We start from the raw sequence: 17,507 nt of genomic DNA, 5'->3' as shown, positions 1-17,507 counted from the left end.
GGTTGCGGGAGGCCGCCGTACGGCTGCGGCAGGGTTGGGTGCCGGTCGTCGAGGCGACCCTGGCGGCGACCGTGGCGTGGCTGCTGGCCACCCGGCTGGTCGGCCATCCGCAGCCGTTCTTCGCCCCGGCCGCCGCGCTGATCGTGCTCGGCCAGGCGCGCGGGCAGCGGATGCGCCGGGCGATCGAGGTGGTGCTCGGGGTGGCCGCCGGTGTGCTCGTCGCCGACCTGGTGATCCAGGCGCTCGGGCCGCGCAGCACCGGGACGGTGTTCACCGTCATCCTGTTGACCGTCGCGCTGGCTGTGGCGATCGGCGCGAGCAGCATCAGCGTGGTCCAGGCCGCCGTGTCGGCGCTCTACCTGGTGGTGGTCTCCCCGCCGACCGAGTCGCTGGTGCCGTTCCGGTTCGTCGACGCGCTGATCGGCGGCGCGGTGGCGGTGGTGGCCAGCCAGCTCGTCGACGCCCGCCGGCCGCTCGCGCCGCTGGTGGCCGAGTTCCGGCGCACCTTCGACGCGACGGCCGAGGTGGTGGAGGAGGTGGCCGCCGCGCTGGCGCGGCGCGACGAGACGGCCGCCCGGGCCGCCCTGGACCGGGCCCGTGGACTCGACGCCGGGGTGGAGCGGCTGCGTACCGCCGCGCTCGCCGCCGGAGAGGCGCTGCGGCTCAACGTGCGCCGCCGCCGACACATCGGCCGGCTGCGCACCGTGGACGCCTCCCTCGCCCAGACCGACTACGCGGTACGCAACGTGCGGGTGCTCGCCCGGGCCGGGGTGACCTGCAACCGGCTGCCCGGCCCGGTGCCCGACGAGCTGGTCACGGCACTGCGGGTGCTGGCGGAGGCGATCCGGGCGGCGGGTGGTGCGCTCGCCGCCGACCTCGACGGCGCGGACACCACCGCCGACCGGTACGCCGAGCAGGCCGACGCCGCGGCCCTGGCGGCGGTACGGGCCGTCGGGCGGTTGTTCACCCAGGGGCACACGCTGCCGCTGGCGGTGATCGTCGGGCAGGTGCGGGCCACCGCCATCGACCTGCTGCGAGGCGTACGGGCCGACGACGACGCGGCGGTACTGGCCCGGGTCGACGAGGCGCTCGGCCTGCCCCCGCTGTAGCGGCCGGGTCCCGGTGCCGCGCCGGCGACGCAGGCGGCGAGGTGCCCGGCGCCGTGTCGACGCGACGGCAGGATGGCCTGGCCACCAGGCGTTCAGCCGGCGAACGCCGTCAGCGACGGACTCAGCTGATCCCGCCCGGGGCCGGGCCGGTGCTGGCCCGCTGCTGCATCCGGATCGGCGGGCCGGCACGGTCCTGGCGCGCGGCGCCGGTCAGCACGTCGAGCACGGCCCGGCCGAGACTGACACCGTGCTCGTGGGCGTCGATGCTCATCGCCGACAACGGAGGCACCGCCAGCTCGCACAGCGCCGAGTCGGCGAAGGCGAGCAGGCTCACCTGATCCGGCACCCGGCGGCCGGAGCGCACCAGGTCCTCCTCGGCGGCTGCGGCCATGACGTCGTTGTCGAAGATGACGGCGGTCGGCGCGGGGCGACCGGCGAGCAGTTCGCGGGCGGCTCGCACGCCGGCCTCGGCGCTGTAGTCGGCCTCGACGATCCGTACCTGCAGGCCGAGGCGCTCGGCCGCCGCGTGCATGGCGGCGGTGCGCTCGGCGGTGTGCACCAGCCCGGCCGGTCCGCTGACCCGGCCGATCACCCGGTGTCCGAGGGTGACCAGCAGGTCGATCGCCGCGGTCATCGCGCCTGCGTCGTCGGTGACCACGCCGGTGAGCGTCGCCGGCCCGGTGTAGCGGCCGGCGAGCACCGCCGGCAGGCCCAGCGCCGCCAGCGTCTCCGGGCGGACGTCGGCGTGCACGATGTTGACCACGACCACCGCCTCGACGGTGTCCTCATCCGCCCAGCGTCGGTAGGTCGCCAGCTCCGCCGCCAGGTCGGCGACCACGAGCAGGAGCACGCCGGCACCGGTCGGCGCGAGGACCTGTTCCATGCCGGCGATCAGCTCCATGAAGAAGGGCTCGACACCGACCTGGGCGGCGTTCTCGGTCAGCACGAGGCCGATCAGACGGGGGCCGGTCGTGGTGTCCACGGCCGCCCTCAGTCCTCCGGGGGCACCGGGCCGCCGACGGCGCGTACCGTCCAGCCCGAGTGGAGGTTGTCTCTCATCGAAGGTGTCCCGTCATCTCGGGGGAACGGCCGGCCCTATATTCTTAAGTAACTGAATGAAGGTCGTCAACGGCGCCGACACCAAAGGAGATCCATGGTTGACTGTACGCGGGGGTGTGCCCGATCGACCACTGCCGGGTCGGCGTCGTACGCGACACCCGTGGCCCGCTGTTTCGGGCGGTGGTGCCTCGCGGTGCGCGTGACCCCGGTGACGATGGGGGCATCGGCTGAGGAGACAGTGAGCTGGCTGTGAGCGGTAACGCACTCACTCCGGTCGGCCGCAGCCGGCGCACCGGCGCCCGGGAGAGCATTCTCGACGCCATCCGCTCCGCGGAGCCGCTGAGCCGCGTCGAACTGGCCTCCATGACCGGGCTGACCGAGGCCGCGGTGTCGATGACCGTCCGCCGGCTGATCGAGGAGGGCCTGGTCCGGGAGACCGGCCGCAGTCCCACCGGCGGCAAGCCGCGCACCCTGCTGCGCCTCGATCCGGTCGCCCGGGTCGCGGTGGGCATCCACCTCGACGAGGACACCACGACGTACGTGCTCACCGGTCAGACCGGCGGGGTGATCTCCCGGCTGGCCCGGCCCGCGCCGGCCGGTGCCGACCCGGACACCCTGGTGCGGGGACTAGCCGCCGACGTCGCCGTGCTCATCGACGCCTCGGGCGTGGACCCGGCACGGTGCCTGGGCGTCGGCGTCGTCTGGCCCGGCCCGCACGGACCCGGGGTGCACCCCGAGCAGGCGCCGACCCACCTGCGCGGCTGGCGCGGGGACGACCTCGACCGCCGGCTCGCGGCGGCCACCGGGATGCAGGTACTGGTCGAGAACGACGCGACGGCCGCAGCCGTCGGAGAGTACTGGGTCGCCCGGGTCGGACCGACCCGCGCCTTCGCCGCGCTCTACATGGGCAGCGGCATCGGGGCGGGCATCGTCATCGACGGCGTCGCGCTGCGCGGCGCCCAGGCCAACGCCGGCGAGTTCGGCCACCTGTGTTTGCAGATCGACGGCCCGCCGTGCTGGTGCGGCAGCAGCGGCTGCCTCGAGGTGCTTGCCGGTCCACAGGCCGTCGTCGCGGCGGCGCTGGCCGATCCGGTGGCCGCCGGCGAGGCGGGCCTGGACGCAGCCGACACGCGGCGCAGTGTGGCGGCCGACTTCGCCGCCGTCGCCCGCGCGGCCCGCACCGGCGCCCCCGCCTGCCGGGCGCTGCTCGACGACTCGGCACGCTACGTGGCCGCGGCCGCGGAGTCGGTGGTCAACCTGCTCGACATCGACCTGCTCGTACTCACCGGCCCCGGCTTCGCCGCGGCGTCCTTCGTCTACGGCCCGGCGATCACGTCGCGCATCGCCGCCGCGGACGCCCGCACCTGGCGCCGCTCGGTGTCCGTGACGGTGTCGCTGGCCGCGGCCACCGCGTCGGCGACCGGCGCGGCCGCCGTGGTGCTGCAGTCCAGCATGCGCCGCTGACAAGCACCCGCGGCCTGCTCATCCACCGCGCAGTTCGCTGAGCCTGCGCTCCGGATTCGGCGCTGCGGCGGCGAGCGTCTTCGTGTACTCGTGCCGGGGCCGGAGGATGACCTCGTCGGCATCGCCCCGCTCGACGATCCGCCCCCGGTACATGACCAGGATCTCGTCGGCGAAGTGCCGGGCCGTGGCCAGGTCGTGGGTGATGTAGAGCACGCCGAGGTCCTCCTCGCGCTGCAACGTCGCCAGTAGGTTCAGCACGCCGAGTCGGATCGAGACGTCCAGCATGGACACCGGCTCGTCGGCGATGAGGACGCCGGGCCCGGGTGCCAGCGCCCGGGCGATGGCGACGCGCTGGCGCTGGCCGCCGGACAACTGGTGCGGCCGGCGGGCGGCGACGTTCTCGGTGGGGGTCAGCCGGACGCGCTCCAATAGGTGCAGGACGCGGCGGTGCACCTCATCCCTGGACAGTTTCGGCTGGTGCAGGCGGATCGGACGTTCGAGGTGGTGCTCGACGGTGTGGTACGGGTTGAGCGAGGCGAACGGATCCTGGAACACCATCTGCACGGTGCGGCGGTAGCGGCTCAGTCCGCCGCCCCGCCGCTGCACCGGCTCGCCGTCGATGAGGATCCGGCCCGCGGTGGGGCGTTCGAGCTGCAGCAGAAGCTTGGCGATGGTCGACTTGCCACTGCCGCTCTGCCCGACGAGCGCGACGGTCCGTCCCGGCTCCAGGGTGAAACTGACGTCGTCGACCGCCCGTAGCGTGCCGCCGCGCAGGCCCCGCCGGAGGTGGTAGTTCTTCACCAGGTGCTCGGCCGTCAAGGTGGTCACGCGGTGCTCCCTGCGTTCGGATCGTCGAGTCGGACCGCGTCGAGGGCCAGCAGCCGCTCGTCCATGCCGCCGCGCACGAAGGAGCCGCGCTCGCCGGTCAGGCTGGGAAAGGACGCCAGGAGCTGCTCGGTGTAGTCGTGCTGCGGGTCGGTGTAGAGGCTGAGCGCGTCGCCGAACTCCACCACCTCGCCGGCGCGCATCACCGCGATCCGGTCGCTGATCTCCAGCAGCAGCGGCAGGTCGTGGGTGATGAAGATGACGGCGAAACCCAACTCGTCGCGCAACCGGGTGATCTCGCGCAGGATCTCGCGCTGGACGACGACGTCCAGCGCGGTCGTCGGCTCGTCCATGATCATGATCTGGGGTTCCAACGCCATGGCCATGGCGATCATGACGCGCTGGCGCATCCCGCCGGAGAGCTCGTGGGGGTACGCGCGTAGCCGGGCGGGGTCCACGCCGACCCGCTCGAGCAGGTCGGCGCAGCGCTGGCGGCGCTCGCGTCGGCCCATCTCGGGACGGTGGGTGGTGAAGACGTCCTCGAGTTGGTCCCGGATCGAGATGACCGGGTTCAGGGAGTTCATCGCCCCCTGGAACACCATGGAGATCTTGTCCCACCGGGTGGCCCGCAACTCCTCGGCGTCCAGCAGGTTCCAGTCGAGCTCGATGCCCTCCCGGGAGTGGAACACCGCCCGGCCGGAGACGATCGCCGCCGGCGGCTTGAGCAGCCGCACGATGCCGTACGCGAGGGTGCTCTTGCCGCAGCCGCTCTCTCCGGCGAGGCCGAGCACCTCGCCCCGGCGCAGGGTGAGCGAGACGTTCCGCACCGCGTGCACGACCGGGTCCACGAGGTAGTCGACGCTGAAGTTCTCGATGGTCAGGACCGGCGCCGACACCACGGGCCGGACCGGTGGCGCTGGCCTCGGTCCGCTCACAGTATCGCCTCCGTTCGCGACTGCGGGGCTCGCGAACCCGGCTCGCTCCTCGCGCTCACAGCATCGCCTCCGTTCGCGACTGCGGGGCTCGCGAACCCGGCTCGCTCCTCGCGCTCACAGGGTGGCCTCCTTGGCGGTCTCCAGCTGTTTGCGGGACATCAGCCAGCTGCGGCGGGCGGCCCGGGTCTGGTTGCGCAGCTTGGGGTTGATGATCTCGTCGATCGAGAAGTTGATCAGCGACAACGCCGCGCCGAACAGCGCCAGCAGAAGACCCGGTGGCACGAACCACCACCACGCGCCGAGCCGCAGCGCGAGGCCGTTCTGGGCGTAGTAGAGCATCGTGCCCCAGCTGATCGAGCCGCTCGCACCGAGGCCGAGATAGGAGAGTCCGGCCTCGCCGAGGATGGCGAAGATGACGGCGAACACCATCTGCGAGGCCAGCAGCGGGATCAGGTTGGGCAGGATCTCGACCGTGAGGATCCGCCAGCGTTTCTCCCCGGCCACCCGTGAGGCCAGCACGTAGTCGCGGTTGCGCAGGCTCAGCGTGTACCCGCGCAGCACCCGCGCCGACCCGGCCCAGCCGGTGAGGGAGAGCACCAGCGCGACCAGCCACAAGCTCTTGTCCGGCACGTAGCTGGAGATCACGATCACCAGTGGCAGCCCGGGGATGACCAGCATGATGTTGGTGAACAGGGAGAAGACCTCGTCCACCCAGCCGCCCGCGTAGGCGCCCACCACGCCGAAGAACCCGGACAGCAGCAGGGTGAGCACGCCGACGATCGCGCCGATGGTCAGCGAGCCGCGCGTGGCGTACGCCAGTTGGGCCAGCACGTCCTGGCCGGTCTGGGTGGTGCCCATCAGGTGTGCGCTGCTGGGTCCGGTCAGGCCGATGTCGTCGACCCGGGTCGGATCCTGTACGACGAACGGCCCGAGCAACCCGAAGAGCAGGATCGCACCGCTGATGATCAGGCCGGTGGCGAGCTTGGCCGTCATCGGCGGCAGGCCGAGCCGACGCCGCCGGGTGCGTTGCGCCGCCGAGCCGGCCGGGAGGCCCCCGGTGCCGCCCACGGGCTCGGCGGCGTGGGTGGTCAATGCCACGTCATTCGTCCTTTCCGACGCCGGTCACGTCCGCGCTCGGGTACGCGGGTCGATGACCGAGTACAGGAGATCGACCAGCAGGTTGGCGCCGAGCACGGAGAGTGTGATGACCAGGAAGATGCCCTGCATCAGCGCGTAGTCGTTACTGCCGACCGCCTCCAGCAGCGCCGAGCCGATCCCGGGGTACGAGAACACCGTCTCGGTGACGATCGAGCCGGCCACGACGAAACCCAGCGAGATCGCGAAGCCCGAGATCGACGGGAGGATCGCGTTGCGCGCCGCGTACGTGCGCATCATCCGGCCCGGCCGCAGGCCCTTGGCCTCGGCCGTGAGCAGGTAGTCCTCGGACAGCGTCGAGACCATCATGTTGCGCATGCCGAGCATCCAACCGCCGACCGACGAGACGATGATGCTCAGCGCGGGCAGCGTGCCGTAGTAGAGGACCGAGCCGATGAACTCCGCGTTCCAGCCGGGCACCGTGTCGTAGATGTCGTAGCCGCCGTTGAGCGGAAAGACCTGCCACCTGCTGCCGAACGCGAAGAGCAGGATCAGTGCCAGCCAGAAGTACGGCACCGACTGGAACATCGTGGTCACCGGGATCAGGTTGTCCAGCCACGACCCGCGTTTCCACCCGGCGATGGTGCCGAGCCCGATGCCCAGCAGGAACGAGATGACCGTCGCCAGGCCGATGAGCCCGATCGTCCACGGCAGCGTCTGGCCGATGATCGAGGTGACCGGAGCCGGGAAGTACGCCACCGACTGGCCCAGGTCGCCGACGGCGAGGTTGCCCAGGTAGTCGATGTACTGCGCGAGCAGGGGCTGGTCGGTGTCGGTGCCGAGCAGCGCCTCGATGGAGGCCCTGGCTTCCGGGGTCACCGGTCCGCGCTGCCCGAGCTTGGCGATGAGCAGCGAGACCGGGTCGCCCGGCATGAGTCGGGGGATGATGAAGTTCACCGTGAGCGCCGCCCACAGGGCGATCACGTAGAACCCGACCTTCCGCAGGAGGTAGTGCACGTCGGCCGCCGACGCCGCTCAGCCGGCCGGCTTCAGGGTGCTCAGGACGATGCCGCTGTCCCACGACTTCCAGGTGGCCGGGAAGGCGTACTTGTTGTCGTTGGTCGGCCATCCGGTCGCCCGGCTGGTGTTGAACTGGGTCAGCGTCGAGTTCAGGTAGATCGGGATGTACGGCAGGTCCTGGACGATCTGCGCCTGGATCGTGGCGTAATGCTGCTTCTGCACGTTCTCGTCGTTGGTCGCTGCGGCGGCCGCGACCGCCTGGTCGACCGTCGGGTTGCTGTAGCGGGCGTAGTTGCCGGAGGTGCCGGCCGACTCGCCGACCCTCGCCGTGGTGGCCGAGGTGTAGCGCCCGTTGTAGGTGAAGTACGGGTTGGACGACGCGCCCAGGCCGATCGAGTCGAGCGACAACTGGAACTTGCCCTGCACCTGGTTGTTGTTCCACTCGTTGGAGGACAACTGGGTGGGCTTCAGTTCGATGCCGGCCTCCTTGAACTGCTGCGCCATCGCGTCGTTGAGCGAGATGAAGTCACTCCAGCCGGTCACGGTCTGGATCCGCATCGACAGCCGCTCGCCGCCCTTGCTGCGGATGCCGTCGGCGCCCCTGACCCAGCCGGCCGCATCCAGGATCTGGTTGGCCTTGGCCACATCGGGGCCGCCCGGCGTCCTGAGGTGGGCCGGATCCGCGATCCACTTCTGGTCACGATCGGGCAGCAGCAGCGTCGGCGAGGCCGTCCCGGCGAAGCCGCCACCGGCCAGCTTGTTGAGCTGGTCGCGGTTGAGCGCGTGGTACATGGCCTGGCGTACGGCCCGGTCGGTCTGGGGGCCCTTGCAGCCCAAGGCCGCGTTCGAGCAGGTGAAGATCGACGCCGTCAGGGCCGGCGTGTTCACATAGGTGAGGTTCTTGTGGCCTTCGATGATCTTGTCGAGGTTCGGGATGTACGAGCTCATCCAGTCCACCTGGCCCGCGGTCAGCGCGGCGCTCGCCGCGTCGGCGGTGGCCAGGGTGATGTAGCGGACCGTCTGGATTTCCGGCTTGCCCGGCTGCCAGTAGTTCGGGTTCTTCTCCATCACGAAACCCTGCGCGTTCAGCGACTTGAGCTTGTACGGGCCGGTGCCGACCGGTTTGGGGTTGGTGGTCTTCGCCGGGTCGCTGATCTTGCTCCAGACATGCTCCGGAATGATCGCCGTGTTGCCGAGGATGCCCGGTTCGGTGGTGAACGAGGTGGTCGGGAACGTCAACACGACGGTCTTGTCGTCGGTGGCCTTCGCCGAGGCGAGCGCGAGACCGCTGCCGTTGATCGCCTTGTTCTTGCGGATCAGTTCGAAGGTGAAGGCGACGTCCCTGGCGGTGAACGGCTGGCCGTCGGACCACTTGACGCCCTCACGTGTGGTGATCGTCAGCTGCTTGCCGGCGGTGTCCCAGGAGTACGCGGTCGCCAGCATCGGTCGCGGCGGGACGTCGCTGGCCAGGTTGTAGTAGTAGAGCGCCTCGTGGATGACGCCCAACGTGGGCTGCAGTTGCGTCGGTGAGAACGGGTTCCAGTTCTCGACGATGGTGGAGGCGGTCCCATTGATGCTGATGGAGCTGTTCGCGGCGTTGTCGGAGGTGCCGGGGGAGTCGTCGGAGCACGCGGTGAGCGTGAGCGCCGCCGCGGTGGACAGGACGGTGAAGACACCGAGACGCCGGACCAGGCGTCGCGAGAAGAGTGACATCAGCAGATCCCTCTGTCGGATCGCCGTGGTGAAGCGGCGATGCTTCGGAGCGGGCAGCGCCGGCTCGTCAAGCCATTATTAAGCTGCTTAAGTTAGGGATGTCAAGTAACGATGTCGATGGCTGCTCCGGTGACGGCCAACCGGGCGGTGCGGAAGGCCATCAATGCACCGCGGGACCGGGGTGGCTCCGGGCGCCCCCGGCACGACGACGGCGCCGACGGCCGACCCGGGTGGCAGGTGGTCGCGCGGCGTGGATCGGGCCGGACCTCAGGCGCTCGTGCGGCGCACCAGCGCGGAGGGGAACGAGGTCACCGGCGGGACGGGCCGGCCGTGCAGCACGGCGGTGGCCGCCGCGGCGGCGATGGAGCCGACCGGGTGGCTGGCGGTGGTGAGGGCCGGCGTGTTCAGCGCGGCGTGCGGGATGTCGTCGAACCCGGCGACCCCGATGTCGCCGGGCACCCGCCTGCCGGTCTCCCCGAGCCCGGCGATCACCCCCAACGCGGTCAGGTCGCTGACGGCGAAGACGGCGTCGGTGTCGGGCCACCGGGCCAGCAGTTCACCGGCTGCCGCCCGGCCCCGCCGGGCGGTGAAGTCGCCGGGCACCAGGCGGACCGGCAGTCCGGTCTCCCGCATGACCTGTCGGTAGGCCGCGACGGCGCGGCCGGCGCAGGGCAGCCACCGGGGGCCGGTCACCATCGCGATCCGGCGGCGGCCGGAGGCGTACAGGTGGCGGACGACCTGGTCGGTACCGTCGGCGTTGTCCACGTCGAAGGAGGGCACCGTCGGGGAGCCGATGCCGATCGAGGCGATCCGGCCCCGTAGCTCGGCCGGAACCGCGTCGAGCAACGGCTCGGTGGCGTTGACCAGCACCACCCCGGCGACGCCACGGTCCTGCGCGATGCGCTCCAGTGTGGTCGCGCCGTGCAGCGGCAGCCACTGCAGCACCACCCCCGCCGGGTACGCGGCGCAGGCCCGCGCGGCGGCGCCCACCACCCGCTCGACGTACGGGTCGTCCAGGACGGCGGTGGTGACGCCGCAGACCGCCACCACCAGCCGGACCCCGCCGCCACGCGCCAGCGCCCGGGCCGTGGCGTTCGGCACGTACCCGAGGCGGTCCACGGCGGCCCGCACCCGATCCCGGGCGGCCGGCGAGGCGAAGCCGGTGCCCGCGATGACCCGGGACGCGGTCGAACGGGACACCTCCGCGAGCCGGGCCACGTCGTCCAGGGTGGTCGGGCGGTGCGACGGGGTCATGAGGTCCTCCACGTCGTGGTCGGTGATGGGTGGGAGCGCCCTCTGTCATGATCATGCCTCGTCCGGTGGCGTCCGGTAAGGGGGGCGGGGGAGGTTGTGCTGGTAGCGCTCTCAGGTGTGCGATCGTCGGGCAGGACGTCGACGAGAGGAAACCCGTGAGGCCAGCCGATCCGGTCACCGCACCGACCGCCTCCGCCGTACCCCCGGCGGTGCTGGCCGCCCGCACCGGCGTCGCGGTGGTCTTCGCTCTCAACGGTCTCGCTGTGGCCACCTGGTTCTCCCGGGTCCCGGCGGTACGGGAGGCGCTCGACCTCAGCGCCGGCCGGCTCGGACTGCTGCTGATGGCCATGTCGGCCGGAGCGGTGCTCGCCCTGTCCACGGCCGGGCTGGTCACCCAGCGGCTCGGCCCGGCCCGCACGGTGGTGGCCGCCACCGTGCTGGTCGCCCTCGGGCTGACCGTCACCGGGCTCGCCACCGGGCTGGCCGGCTGGCTGCCCGGGGTGGCGGTCGGACTGGTCGCCCTCGGCTACGGGTGTGGCGCCTGCGACGTCGCGATGAACGTCGAGGGTGCGGCGGTGGAGAAGCGGCTCGGGCGCACCATCCTGCCCCGCTTCCACGCCGCCTGGAGCCTGGGCACGGTGGCCGGTGCGGGGCTCGGCGCCGGCGCCGCCCGGGTCGGGCTGCCGATCTGGGCGCACCTGGGCGTGCTGGCCGCCGTGGTGCTCGGCGGCACGCTGATCGGCGCGCGGGCGTTCCTGCCGGCGCCGCCCGCCTCGGCGGACACCGACGGCGGTGCGGCCCGTCGCGGTGGCCTGTGGGCCGCCTGGCGGGAGCCACGCACCCTGCTCCTCGGCGCGCTGGTCCTGGTCATGGCGTTCACCGAGGGTACCGCCACCGACTGGATCGCGGTCGCCTTCATCGACGGGTACGGCGTCAGCGAGGCGACCGGGGCGGCTGTCTTCGGCATCTTCGTCGCCGGCATGACCCTCGGCCGGACCGCCGGCACCGTCCTGATCGACCGCTGGGGCCGGGTGCCGGTGTTGTTCGGCACCATCCTGCTCGCCGCGCTCGGCGCGGGTCTTGCGGTGCTCGCCGGCAGCCAGCCGGTGGCGACGGTCGGGGTGGCGCTGTGGGGGATCGGGGCCTCGCTCGGCTTCCCGGTCGGGATGAGCGCCGCCGCCGACGACGAGGACCACGCCGCCGTCCGGGTCAGCGTGGTCGCCGTGATCGGCTACACGGCGTTCCTGGCCGGCCCGCCGCTGCTGGGCCTGCTCGGTGACCGGGTGGGGACGCTGCCCGCGCTGCTGGTGGTGCCGCTGCTGCTGATCCCGACGCTGGCCCTGGTGCCGGTGACCCGCCCACCGGCGGACCGCCCCATGGATAGAACGTAGCAGCGCGCCGCAGCCAGTGGTATCGGGTGGATGACGGACTGTGGGCAGCGGCCGGGCTGGCTACCGTCGCCGGATGCCAGTCGAGGAGATCACCGCGGCTGCCGCGGGCAGTTGGACCCTGGGCGACGCGACCGTGCACCGGATGGGCTTCGGCTCCATGCGGATCACCCCACATCCGGACCCCGGCCGGGCGATCGGTGTGCTACGCCGCGCCGTCGCGCTGGGCGTGAACCACATCGACACCGCCGCGTTCTACGTCTCGCCCGGCGGCACCCTCAACGTCGGCACCGGGCCGGCCCGGTACGCCACCGAGCTGATCCGCGCCGCGCTCGCCCCGTACCCGCAGGACCTGGTGATCGCCACCAAGGTCGGCTTCGCGTACGACCCGGCCGGCGGTCTGCGCGAGGACGCCTCGCCGGCCGGGCTGCGCGCCCAGGTGGAGGAGAACCTGCGCCGGCTCGGCCGCGACCACCTCGACGTGGTCAACCTGCGGATCGTGAAGCGGCCGGGACGGGACCGGGTCGCCGGGTCCTTCGGCGCCCTGGCCGCGCTGCGCGAGGCCGGACTGATCCGGCACCTGGGCCTGTCCAACGTCCGCCTCGACCACCTCGACGAGGCGCAGGCGATCGCCCCGGTGGTCTGCGTGCAGAACACCTACGCCCTCGACAACCGGGGCGACCAGGACGCGCTGCTGCGCGAGTGCGGGGCACGGCAGGTGGCGTACGTGCCGTTCTTCACCCTGGCCGGGAAGCGGCGGGAGTCCGGCGCGGTGACCGAGCACGCCGACGCCGTGCGGGCGGTGGCCCGGTCGCACGGGGCGACCCCGCAGCAGGTACGCCTCGCCTGGGCCCTGCACCAGGGGCCGCACGTGCTGGCCATCCCCGGCACCGGCGACCCGGCGCACCTGGTGGAGAACGTCGCCGCCGGCGCGCTGCGGCTGACCGACACGGACCTGGCCGCGCTCGGCTGACGCGGTCAGCTCGTTGTCACCGTCCTCGCAGCCTGCTGACAGGTTCGGGTGCTCCACTGGAGGTCAGCCGAGGGAAGGAGCGGGCAGATGGGCTGGTTCAGCCGGCGGTCCCGGACCGTGGAGGGGACCCCGACGAAGCTCGACCGGGAGGCCACCCGGGACGATCTGGCCGCGCTGGAGGCGTTCGTGACCAGCCGGCACGGCGTCGAGTTCTACCTCGAACCGGAGACCACCGCCACCGACACCACCGTGGTGGCGATCGCCCACGACGGCGAGTGGATCCGCCGCCGCACCGGCTCGCCCCGCGTGGCGGCGAAGCTGGCCCATCGGTACGCGGTGCCGCTGTACGAGGCGGCGAAGACCGGCTACCCGGAGCGGATGCGCGCCTGGAACCGGGCCCACCCGGAGCGCCGGATGCGCTGAGGCCGCTACCGACCGACACGGTGACGACCGGGCACTCGACACGCCGGGGCCGCCGGTACAGCTGAGCAGCCGACGGCGGCGCGTTGACCCGGTGGCGGCGGGTATGGCAGCATTCGCGGCCTGACGGCAGTGAAGGAAGCCGGTGTGATTCCGGCGCGGTCCCGCCACTGTCACCGGGGAGCGATCCCCCCTCGTGCGCCACGGCCGTGTGTCTGCGGTTGGAAGGCCGGGGGTGAGCGTCGATCCGGGAGCCAGGATACTTCGGCCGTCGGGCTGACCCCAGGGCGTGGACACCCGAGGAGGACCCGATGACGCGCAGCGTCCCCACCGCAGGCGGCTTCCGTCGCACCCGTTCCCGGCGCGCCGCCGCACCACCGATCCGCCACACCGCCACCCCCGGCACCGCCCTGCCGACCGGCCGCCTCCGCGCCGGTCGCCGCACCGCGCACCGCTGACGCCGCCGGGTTCCGCCGGCCGGGGCGAACCACGCCCGGCGTGCCCGTCGGCCCCGCGCCCACCCCTCGTCGTCGCCCGACCGTCCTCGCGGGCAGTCCGGGTGTCAGTCTCCGGAGCCGCCCGTGCGCATCCTGCTGCTGTCCACCGCCGACACCGACCTGCTCGCCGCCCGCGCCAGCGGCGCCGACTACCGGTTGGCCAACCCCACCCGGGTCGCCGTCGACGCCGTGCCGGCGCTGCTCGACGGCGTCGACCTGGCCGTCGTACGGCTGCTCGGCGGCCGCCAGGCGTGGCCGGACGGCCTCGCCGCGGTGCTCGCCTCCGGCGTGCCGACGGTCGTCCTCGGCGGCGAGGCGGTGCCCGACGCCGAGCTGATGGCCGCCTCCACCGTGGCCGCCGGGGTCGCCACCGAAGCGCTGTCCTACCTGGTCGAAGGCGGCCCGGAGAACCTCGCCCAGCTGGCCCGGTTCCTCTCCGACACGGTCCTGCTCACCGGCGAGGGTTTCGCGCCGCCCGCCGCCACCCCGTCGTACGGGGTGCACGGCGACCGCCGTGCCGAAGCGGGCCGGCCCACCATCGGGATCGTCTTCTACCGGGCACACGCCCTGGCCGGCAACACCGCCTTCGTCGACGTGCTCGCCGACGCGGTCACCGCCGCCGGCGGCAACCCGGTGCCGATCTTCTGCGGCTCGCTGCGCGGACTGGCCCCCGGCGCCGGCCCGCTGGACCTCTTCGCCCGCTGCGACGCCCTGGTGGTGACCGTCCTCGCCGCCGGCGGCACGGTCGCCGCCGACGCCTCCGGCGGGGGCGACGAGGACGCCTGGGACGTGGGCGCGCTCGCCGCCCTCGACGTCCCGGTCATCCAGGCGCTCTGCCTCACCAGCACCCGGGAACAGTGGGCCGGCAGCGACGCCGGACTGTCCCCGCTGGACGCCGCCATGCAGGTGGCCATCCCCGAGTTCGACGGCCGGATCGTCACCGTGCCGTTCTCGTTCAAGCGGATCGACGCCGACGGGCTGTCGGTCTACGCCGCCGACCCCGAGCGCGCCGCCCGGGTCGCCGGCATCGCCGTGCGGCAGGCCCGGCTGCGGCACGTGCCGAACGCCGACAAGCGGGTCGCGGTGGTGCTCAGCTCGTACCCGACAAAACACTCCCGGGTCGGCAATGCCGTCGGCCTGGACACCCCCGCCTCGGCGGTGCGGTTGCTCGCCGCCCTCGCCGACGCCGGCTACCACCTCGGCGACACCCCGCCGCCCACCGACGGGGACGCGCTGATCCACGCGCTGATCGCCGCCGGCGGGCACGACGTGGAGTGGCTCACCCCGGAGCAGCTCGCCGCCGCCGAGGCCCGGGTGCCGGGGCAAACCTACCGGCGGTGGTTCGCGCAGGTGCCGGCCGAGCTGCGCGCGGCGATCCGGGAACACTGGGGCGAGCCCCCCGGCGAGCTGTATGTCGACGGCGACGACATCGCCCTCGCCGGGCTGCGCTTCGGCAACGTGACGCTGCTGATCCAGCCGCCGCGCGGCTTCGGCGAGAACCCCGTCGCCATCTACCACGACCCGGACCTGCCGCCCAGCCACCACTACCTGGCCGCGTACCGGTGGCTGGCCGCGCCGGTCACCGACGGCGGCTTCGGCGCGGACGCGGTGGTGCACCTGGGCAAGCACGGCACCCTCGAATGGCTGCCCGGCAAGGGCCTCGGGCTGGCCGCCGACTGCGCCCCCGACGCCGTCCTCGGCGACCTGCCGCTGGTCTACCCGTTCATCGTCAACGACCCCGGTGAGGGCACCCAGGCCAAACGCCGCGCCCACGCCGTCGTCGTCGACCACCTCGTCCCGCCGATGGCCCGCGCGGAAACCTACGGCGACCTGGCGAAGCTGGAACAGCTGCTCGACGAGTACGCCACCGTGCAGGCCCTCGACCCGGCCAAGGTGCCCACCGTGCAGGCGCAGATCTGGCAGCTCGTCCGGGCCGCCGAACTGCACCACGACCTGCACACCGAGGACATGCCCGACGCCGAGGACTTCGACGACTTCGTGCTGCACCTCGACGGCTACCTGTGCGAGGTCAAGGACGTGCAGATCCGCGACGGCCTGCACATCCTCGCCGAGGCCCCCACCGGGGAGGCCAGGGTGAACCTGGTCCTCGCCGTGTTGCGTGCCCCGCAGGTCTGGGGCGGCGTGCGTGCCCTGCCCGGCCTGCGGCAGGCCCTCGCCGCCGCGTACGGCCTCGACGAGCAGGCGCTGCTGGCCGCGCCGGGCCAGCGGGTGGCCGTGCCGGCGGCGTTGACCGAGGTGGTGGACCAGCCGGCGGTCACCGCCGCCGACGCCGTCGACCTGATCGAGGCACTGGCCCGCCGGCTGGTCGTCGGGCTGGAGACCCTCGGCTGGGAGGCGACCACGGTGGACGCCGTGGTCGAGGAGGTCACCGGCCGGGCGGTGCCCGACGTGGCCGAGGTGCTGCGCTTCGCCGCCCGTGAGGTGGTGCCCCGGCTCGACCGCACCACCGACGAGATCGACCGACTGGTCGGCGCGCTGGACGGGCGGTTCGTGCCGCCCGGCCCGTCCGGCTCACCCACCCGGGGCCTGGTCAACGTCCTGCCCACCGGACGCAACTTCTACTCCGTCGACCCGAAGGCCATCCCCAGCCGCAACGCCTGGGACGTCGGTGTGGCCCTCGCGGACTCGCTGCTGGCCCGGCACCTGGCCGACACCGGGACGTACCCGCGCTCGGTCGGGCTCACCGTCTGGGGCACCAGCGCCATGCGGACCCAGGGCGATGACATCGCCGAGGTCCTGGCGTTGCTCGGCTGCCGGCCGACCTGGGACGACCGGTCCCGCCGGGTCACCGGCGTGCAGGTGGTGCCCCTGGCCGAGCTGGGCCGCCCCCGCATCGACGTCACCGTGCGGATCTCCGGTTTCTTCCGGGACGCCTTCCCGCACGTCGTCGCGCTCATCGACGACGCGGTACGGCAGGTCGCCGCCCTCGACGAGCCGGACACCGACAACCTCGTCCGCGCCCACGTCACCGCCGACCTGGCCGAGCACGGCGACGAGCGGCGGGCCACCGCCCGGATCTTCGGCTCCAAACCCGGGGCGTACGGGGCGGGGCTGCTGCCACTGATCGACGCCCGCAACTGGCGCACCGACGCCGACCTGGCCGAGGTGTACGCCGTGTGGGGCGGCTACGCGTACGGCCGGGGGCTCGACGGCCGGGAGGCGCGTGCCGACATGGAACGCTCCTTCGCGCGGATCGCGGTGGCGGTGAAGAACCAGGACACCCGCGAGCACGACATCGTCGACTCCGACGACTACTTCCAGTACCACGGCGGTATGGTGGCGATGGTGCGCCACCTCACCGGCGCGGCCCCGGCCGCGTACGTGGGGGACTCGGCGATGCCGCACGACGTGCGGACCCGCACCCTCGGCGAGGAGACCCGCCGGGTGTTCCGGGCCCGGGTGGTCAACCCGCGCTGGATCGCCGCCATGCGCCGGCACGGCTACAAGGGCGCCTTCGAGCTGGCCGCCACGGTGGACTACCTGTTCGGCTACGACGCCACCGCCGGCGTCGTTGACGACTGGATGTACGAGCAGCTGACCGCCGCGTACGTCTTCGACGACGAGAACCGGAAGTTCCTTGAGCGGTCCAACCCGTGGGCGCTGCGCGGCATCACCGAACGCCTGCTGGAGGCCGCCGACCGGGGACTGTGGGCGGCTCCCGAACCGGCCACCCTGGACCGGCTCCGCGAGACGTACCTGGCCAGCGAGGGCGACCTGGAGGATCGGGCATGAAC

The 17,507-nt window shown here is 72.9% G+C and carries 14 protein-coding genes and 1 riboswitch; of the genes, 7 read left to right on the top strand and 7 right to left on the bottom strand.

Annotated elements, in window-relative coordinates; all coding sequences use genetic code 11:
- Positions 1-2 precede the first annotated feature (2 nt).
- Complete coding sequence (locus E1166_RS14970) at positions 3-1,109, top strand: FUSC family protein (protein ID WP_132339389.1); 1,107 nt, start codon at positions 3-5, stop codon at positions 1,107-1,109.
- A 121-nt stretch (positions 1,110-1,230) separates the two neighbouring features.
- Here E1166_RS14970 and E1166_RS14965 read toward each other — a convergent pair whose 3' ends face one another.
- Complete coding sequence (locus E1166_RS14965; RefSeq protein ID WP_243710355.1) at positions 1,231-2,091, bottom strand: substrate-binding domain-containing protein; 861 nt, start codon at positions 2,089-2,091, stop codon at positions 1,231-1,233.
- Positions 2,092-2,417: 326 nt separating this feature from the next.
- On the opposite strand from E1166_RS14965, the gene E1166_RS14960 reads away from it, so the two are divergent.
- Positions 2,418-3,632, top strand: a complete 1,215-nt coding sequence (locus E1166_RS14960; RefSeq protein ID WP_243710354.1) for an ROK family transcriptional regulator — start codon at positions 2,418-2,420, stop codon at positions 3,630-3,632.
- 18 nt (positions 3,633-3,650) lie between these two features.
- Here E1166_RS14960 and E1166_RS14955 read toward each other — a convergent pair whose 3' ends face one another.
- The 6 genes from E1166_RS14955 to E1166_RS14930 all read right to left on the bottom strand — a co-directional run bounded on the left by E1166_RS14955 (position 3,651) and on the right by E1166_RS14930 (position 10,474).
- Positions 3,651-4,460, bottom strand: coding sequence for an ATP-binding cassette domain-containing protein (locus E1166_RS14955; RefSeq protein ID WP_132339387.1), 810 nt, complete (start codon positions 4,458-4,460; stop codon positions 3,651-3,653).
- The gene (locus E1166_RS14950; RefSeq protein ID WP_243710353.1) at positions 4,457-5,392 is read right to left on the bottom strand and encodes an ABC transporter ATP-binding protein; all 936 of its coding nucleotides are present in this window, start codon (positions 5,390-5,392) and stop codon (positions 4,457-4,459) included. Before E1166_RS14950 ends, E1166_RS14955 begins: the two co-directional genes overlap by 4 nt.
- Positions 5,393-5,506: 114 nt before the next feature.
- Positions 5,507-6,490 (bottom strand): ABC transporter permease, encoded by a 984-nt coding sequence (locus tag E1166_RS14945; protein WP_243710352.1) that lies wholly within the window; start codon positions 6,488-6,490, stop codon positions 5,507-5,509.
- Between the two features lie 24 nt (positions 6,491-6,514).
- Positions 6,515-7,504: an ABC transporter permease gene (locus E1166_RS14940; RefSeq protein WP_132339385.1), complete on the bottom strand. Its 990-nt coding sequence runs from the start codon at positions 7,502-7,504 to the stop codon at positions 6,515-6,517.
- An 18-nt stretch (positions 7,505-7,522) separates the two neighbouring features.
- Positions 7,523-9,220, bottom strand: a complete 1,698-nt coding sequence (locus E1166_RS14935) for an ABC transporter substrate-binding protein (RefSeq protein ID WP_132339383.1) — start codon at positions 9,218-9,220, stop codon at positions 7,523-7,525.
- Positions 9,221-9,487: 267 nt separating this feature from the next.
- Positions 9,488-10,474: a LacI family DNA-binding transcriptional regulator gene (locus E1166_RS14930; protein ID WP_132339381.1), complete on the bottom strand. Its 987-nt coding sequence runs from the start codon at positions 10,472-10,474 to the stop codon at positions 9,488-9,490.
- Positions 10,475-10,629: 155 nt separating this feature from the next.
- On the opposite strand from E1166_RS14930, the gene E1166_RS14925 reads away from it, so the two are divergent.
- The 5 genes from E1166_RS14925 (at position 10,630) to cobN (ending at position 17,505) form a co-directional block, all read left to right on the top strand.
- Positions 10,630-11,865: an MFS transporter gene (locus E1166_RS14925; RefSeq protein ID WP_243710351.1), complete on the top strand. Its 1,236-nt coding sequence runs from the start codon at positions 10,630-10,632 to the stop codon at positions 11,863-11,865.
- A gap of 73 nt (positions 11,866-11,938) precedes the next feature.
- The gene (locus tag E1166_RS14920) at positions 11,939-12,835 is read left to right on the top strand and encodes an aldo/keto reductase (protein WP_132339379.1); all 897 of its coding nucleotides are present in this window, start codon (positions 11,939-11,941) and stop codon (positions 12,833-12,835) included.
- Positions 12,836-12,922: 87 nt separating this feature from the next.
- On the top strand, positions 12,923-13,258 hold the full coding sequence (locus E1166_RS14915; RefSeq protein WP_132339377.1) for a hypothetical protein: 336 nt from the start codon (positions 12,923-12,925) through the stop codon (positions 13,256-13,258).
- A 132-nt stretch (positions 13,259-13,390) separates the two neighbouring features.
- Positions 13,391-13,520: riboswitch (cobalamin riboswitch) on the top strand.
- A 46-nt stretch (positions 13,521-13,566) separates the two neighbouring features.
- Positions 13,567-13,713 carry a hypothetical protein gene (locus tag E1166_RS30940; RefSeq protein WP_165944340.1) on the top strand — a complete coding sequence of 49 codons (147 nt, stop codon included), beginning with the start codon at positions 13,567-13,569 and terminating at the stop codon, positions 13,711-13,713.
- A 123-nt stretch (positions 13,714-13,836) separates the two neighbouring features.
- Positions 13,837-17,505 carry a cobaltochelatase subunit CobN gene (gene cobN, locus E1166_RS14910; RefSeq protein WP_132339375.1) on the top strand — a complete coding sequence of 1,223 codons (3,669 nt, stop codon included), beginning with the start codon at positions 13,837-13,839 and terminating at the stop codon, positions 17,503-17,505.
- Positions 17,506-17,507 lie beyond the last annotated feature (2 nt).

The organism is Micromonospora sp. KC213, from assembly GCF_004348325.1.
Lineage (GTDB): Bacteria > Actinomycetota > Actinomycetes > Mycobacteriales > Micromonosporaceae > Micromonospora.
Note: the sequence above shows the minus strand (reverse complement) of the source record. Positions and strands in the feature narration are given on the sequence as shown.

What these genes read in the sequence shown, in the direction of transcription:
- E1166_RS14935 (WP_132339383.1), bottom strand. Translation starts at nt 9,220, where the DNA reads ATGTCACTCTTCTCGCGACGCCTGGTCCGGCGTCTCGGTGTCTTCACC.
- E1166_RS14930 (WP_132339381.1), bottom strand. Translation starts at nt 10,474, where the DNA reads ATGACCCCGTCGCACCGCCCGACCACCCTGGACGACGTGGCCCGGCTC.
- E1166_RS14920 (WP_132339379.1), top strand. Translation starts at nt 11,939, where the DNA reads ATGCCAGTCGAGGAGATCACCGCGGCTGCCGCGGGCAGTTGGACCCTG.
- E1166_RS14915 (WP_132339377.1), top strand. Translation starts at nt 12,923, where the DNA reads ATGGGCTGGTTCAGCCGGCGGTCCCGGACCGTGGAGGGGACCCCGACG.
- E1166_RS30940 (WP_165944340.1), top strand. Translation starts at nt 13,567, where the DNA reads ATGACGCGCAGCGTCCCCACCGCAGGCGGCTTCCGTCGCACCCGTTCC.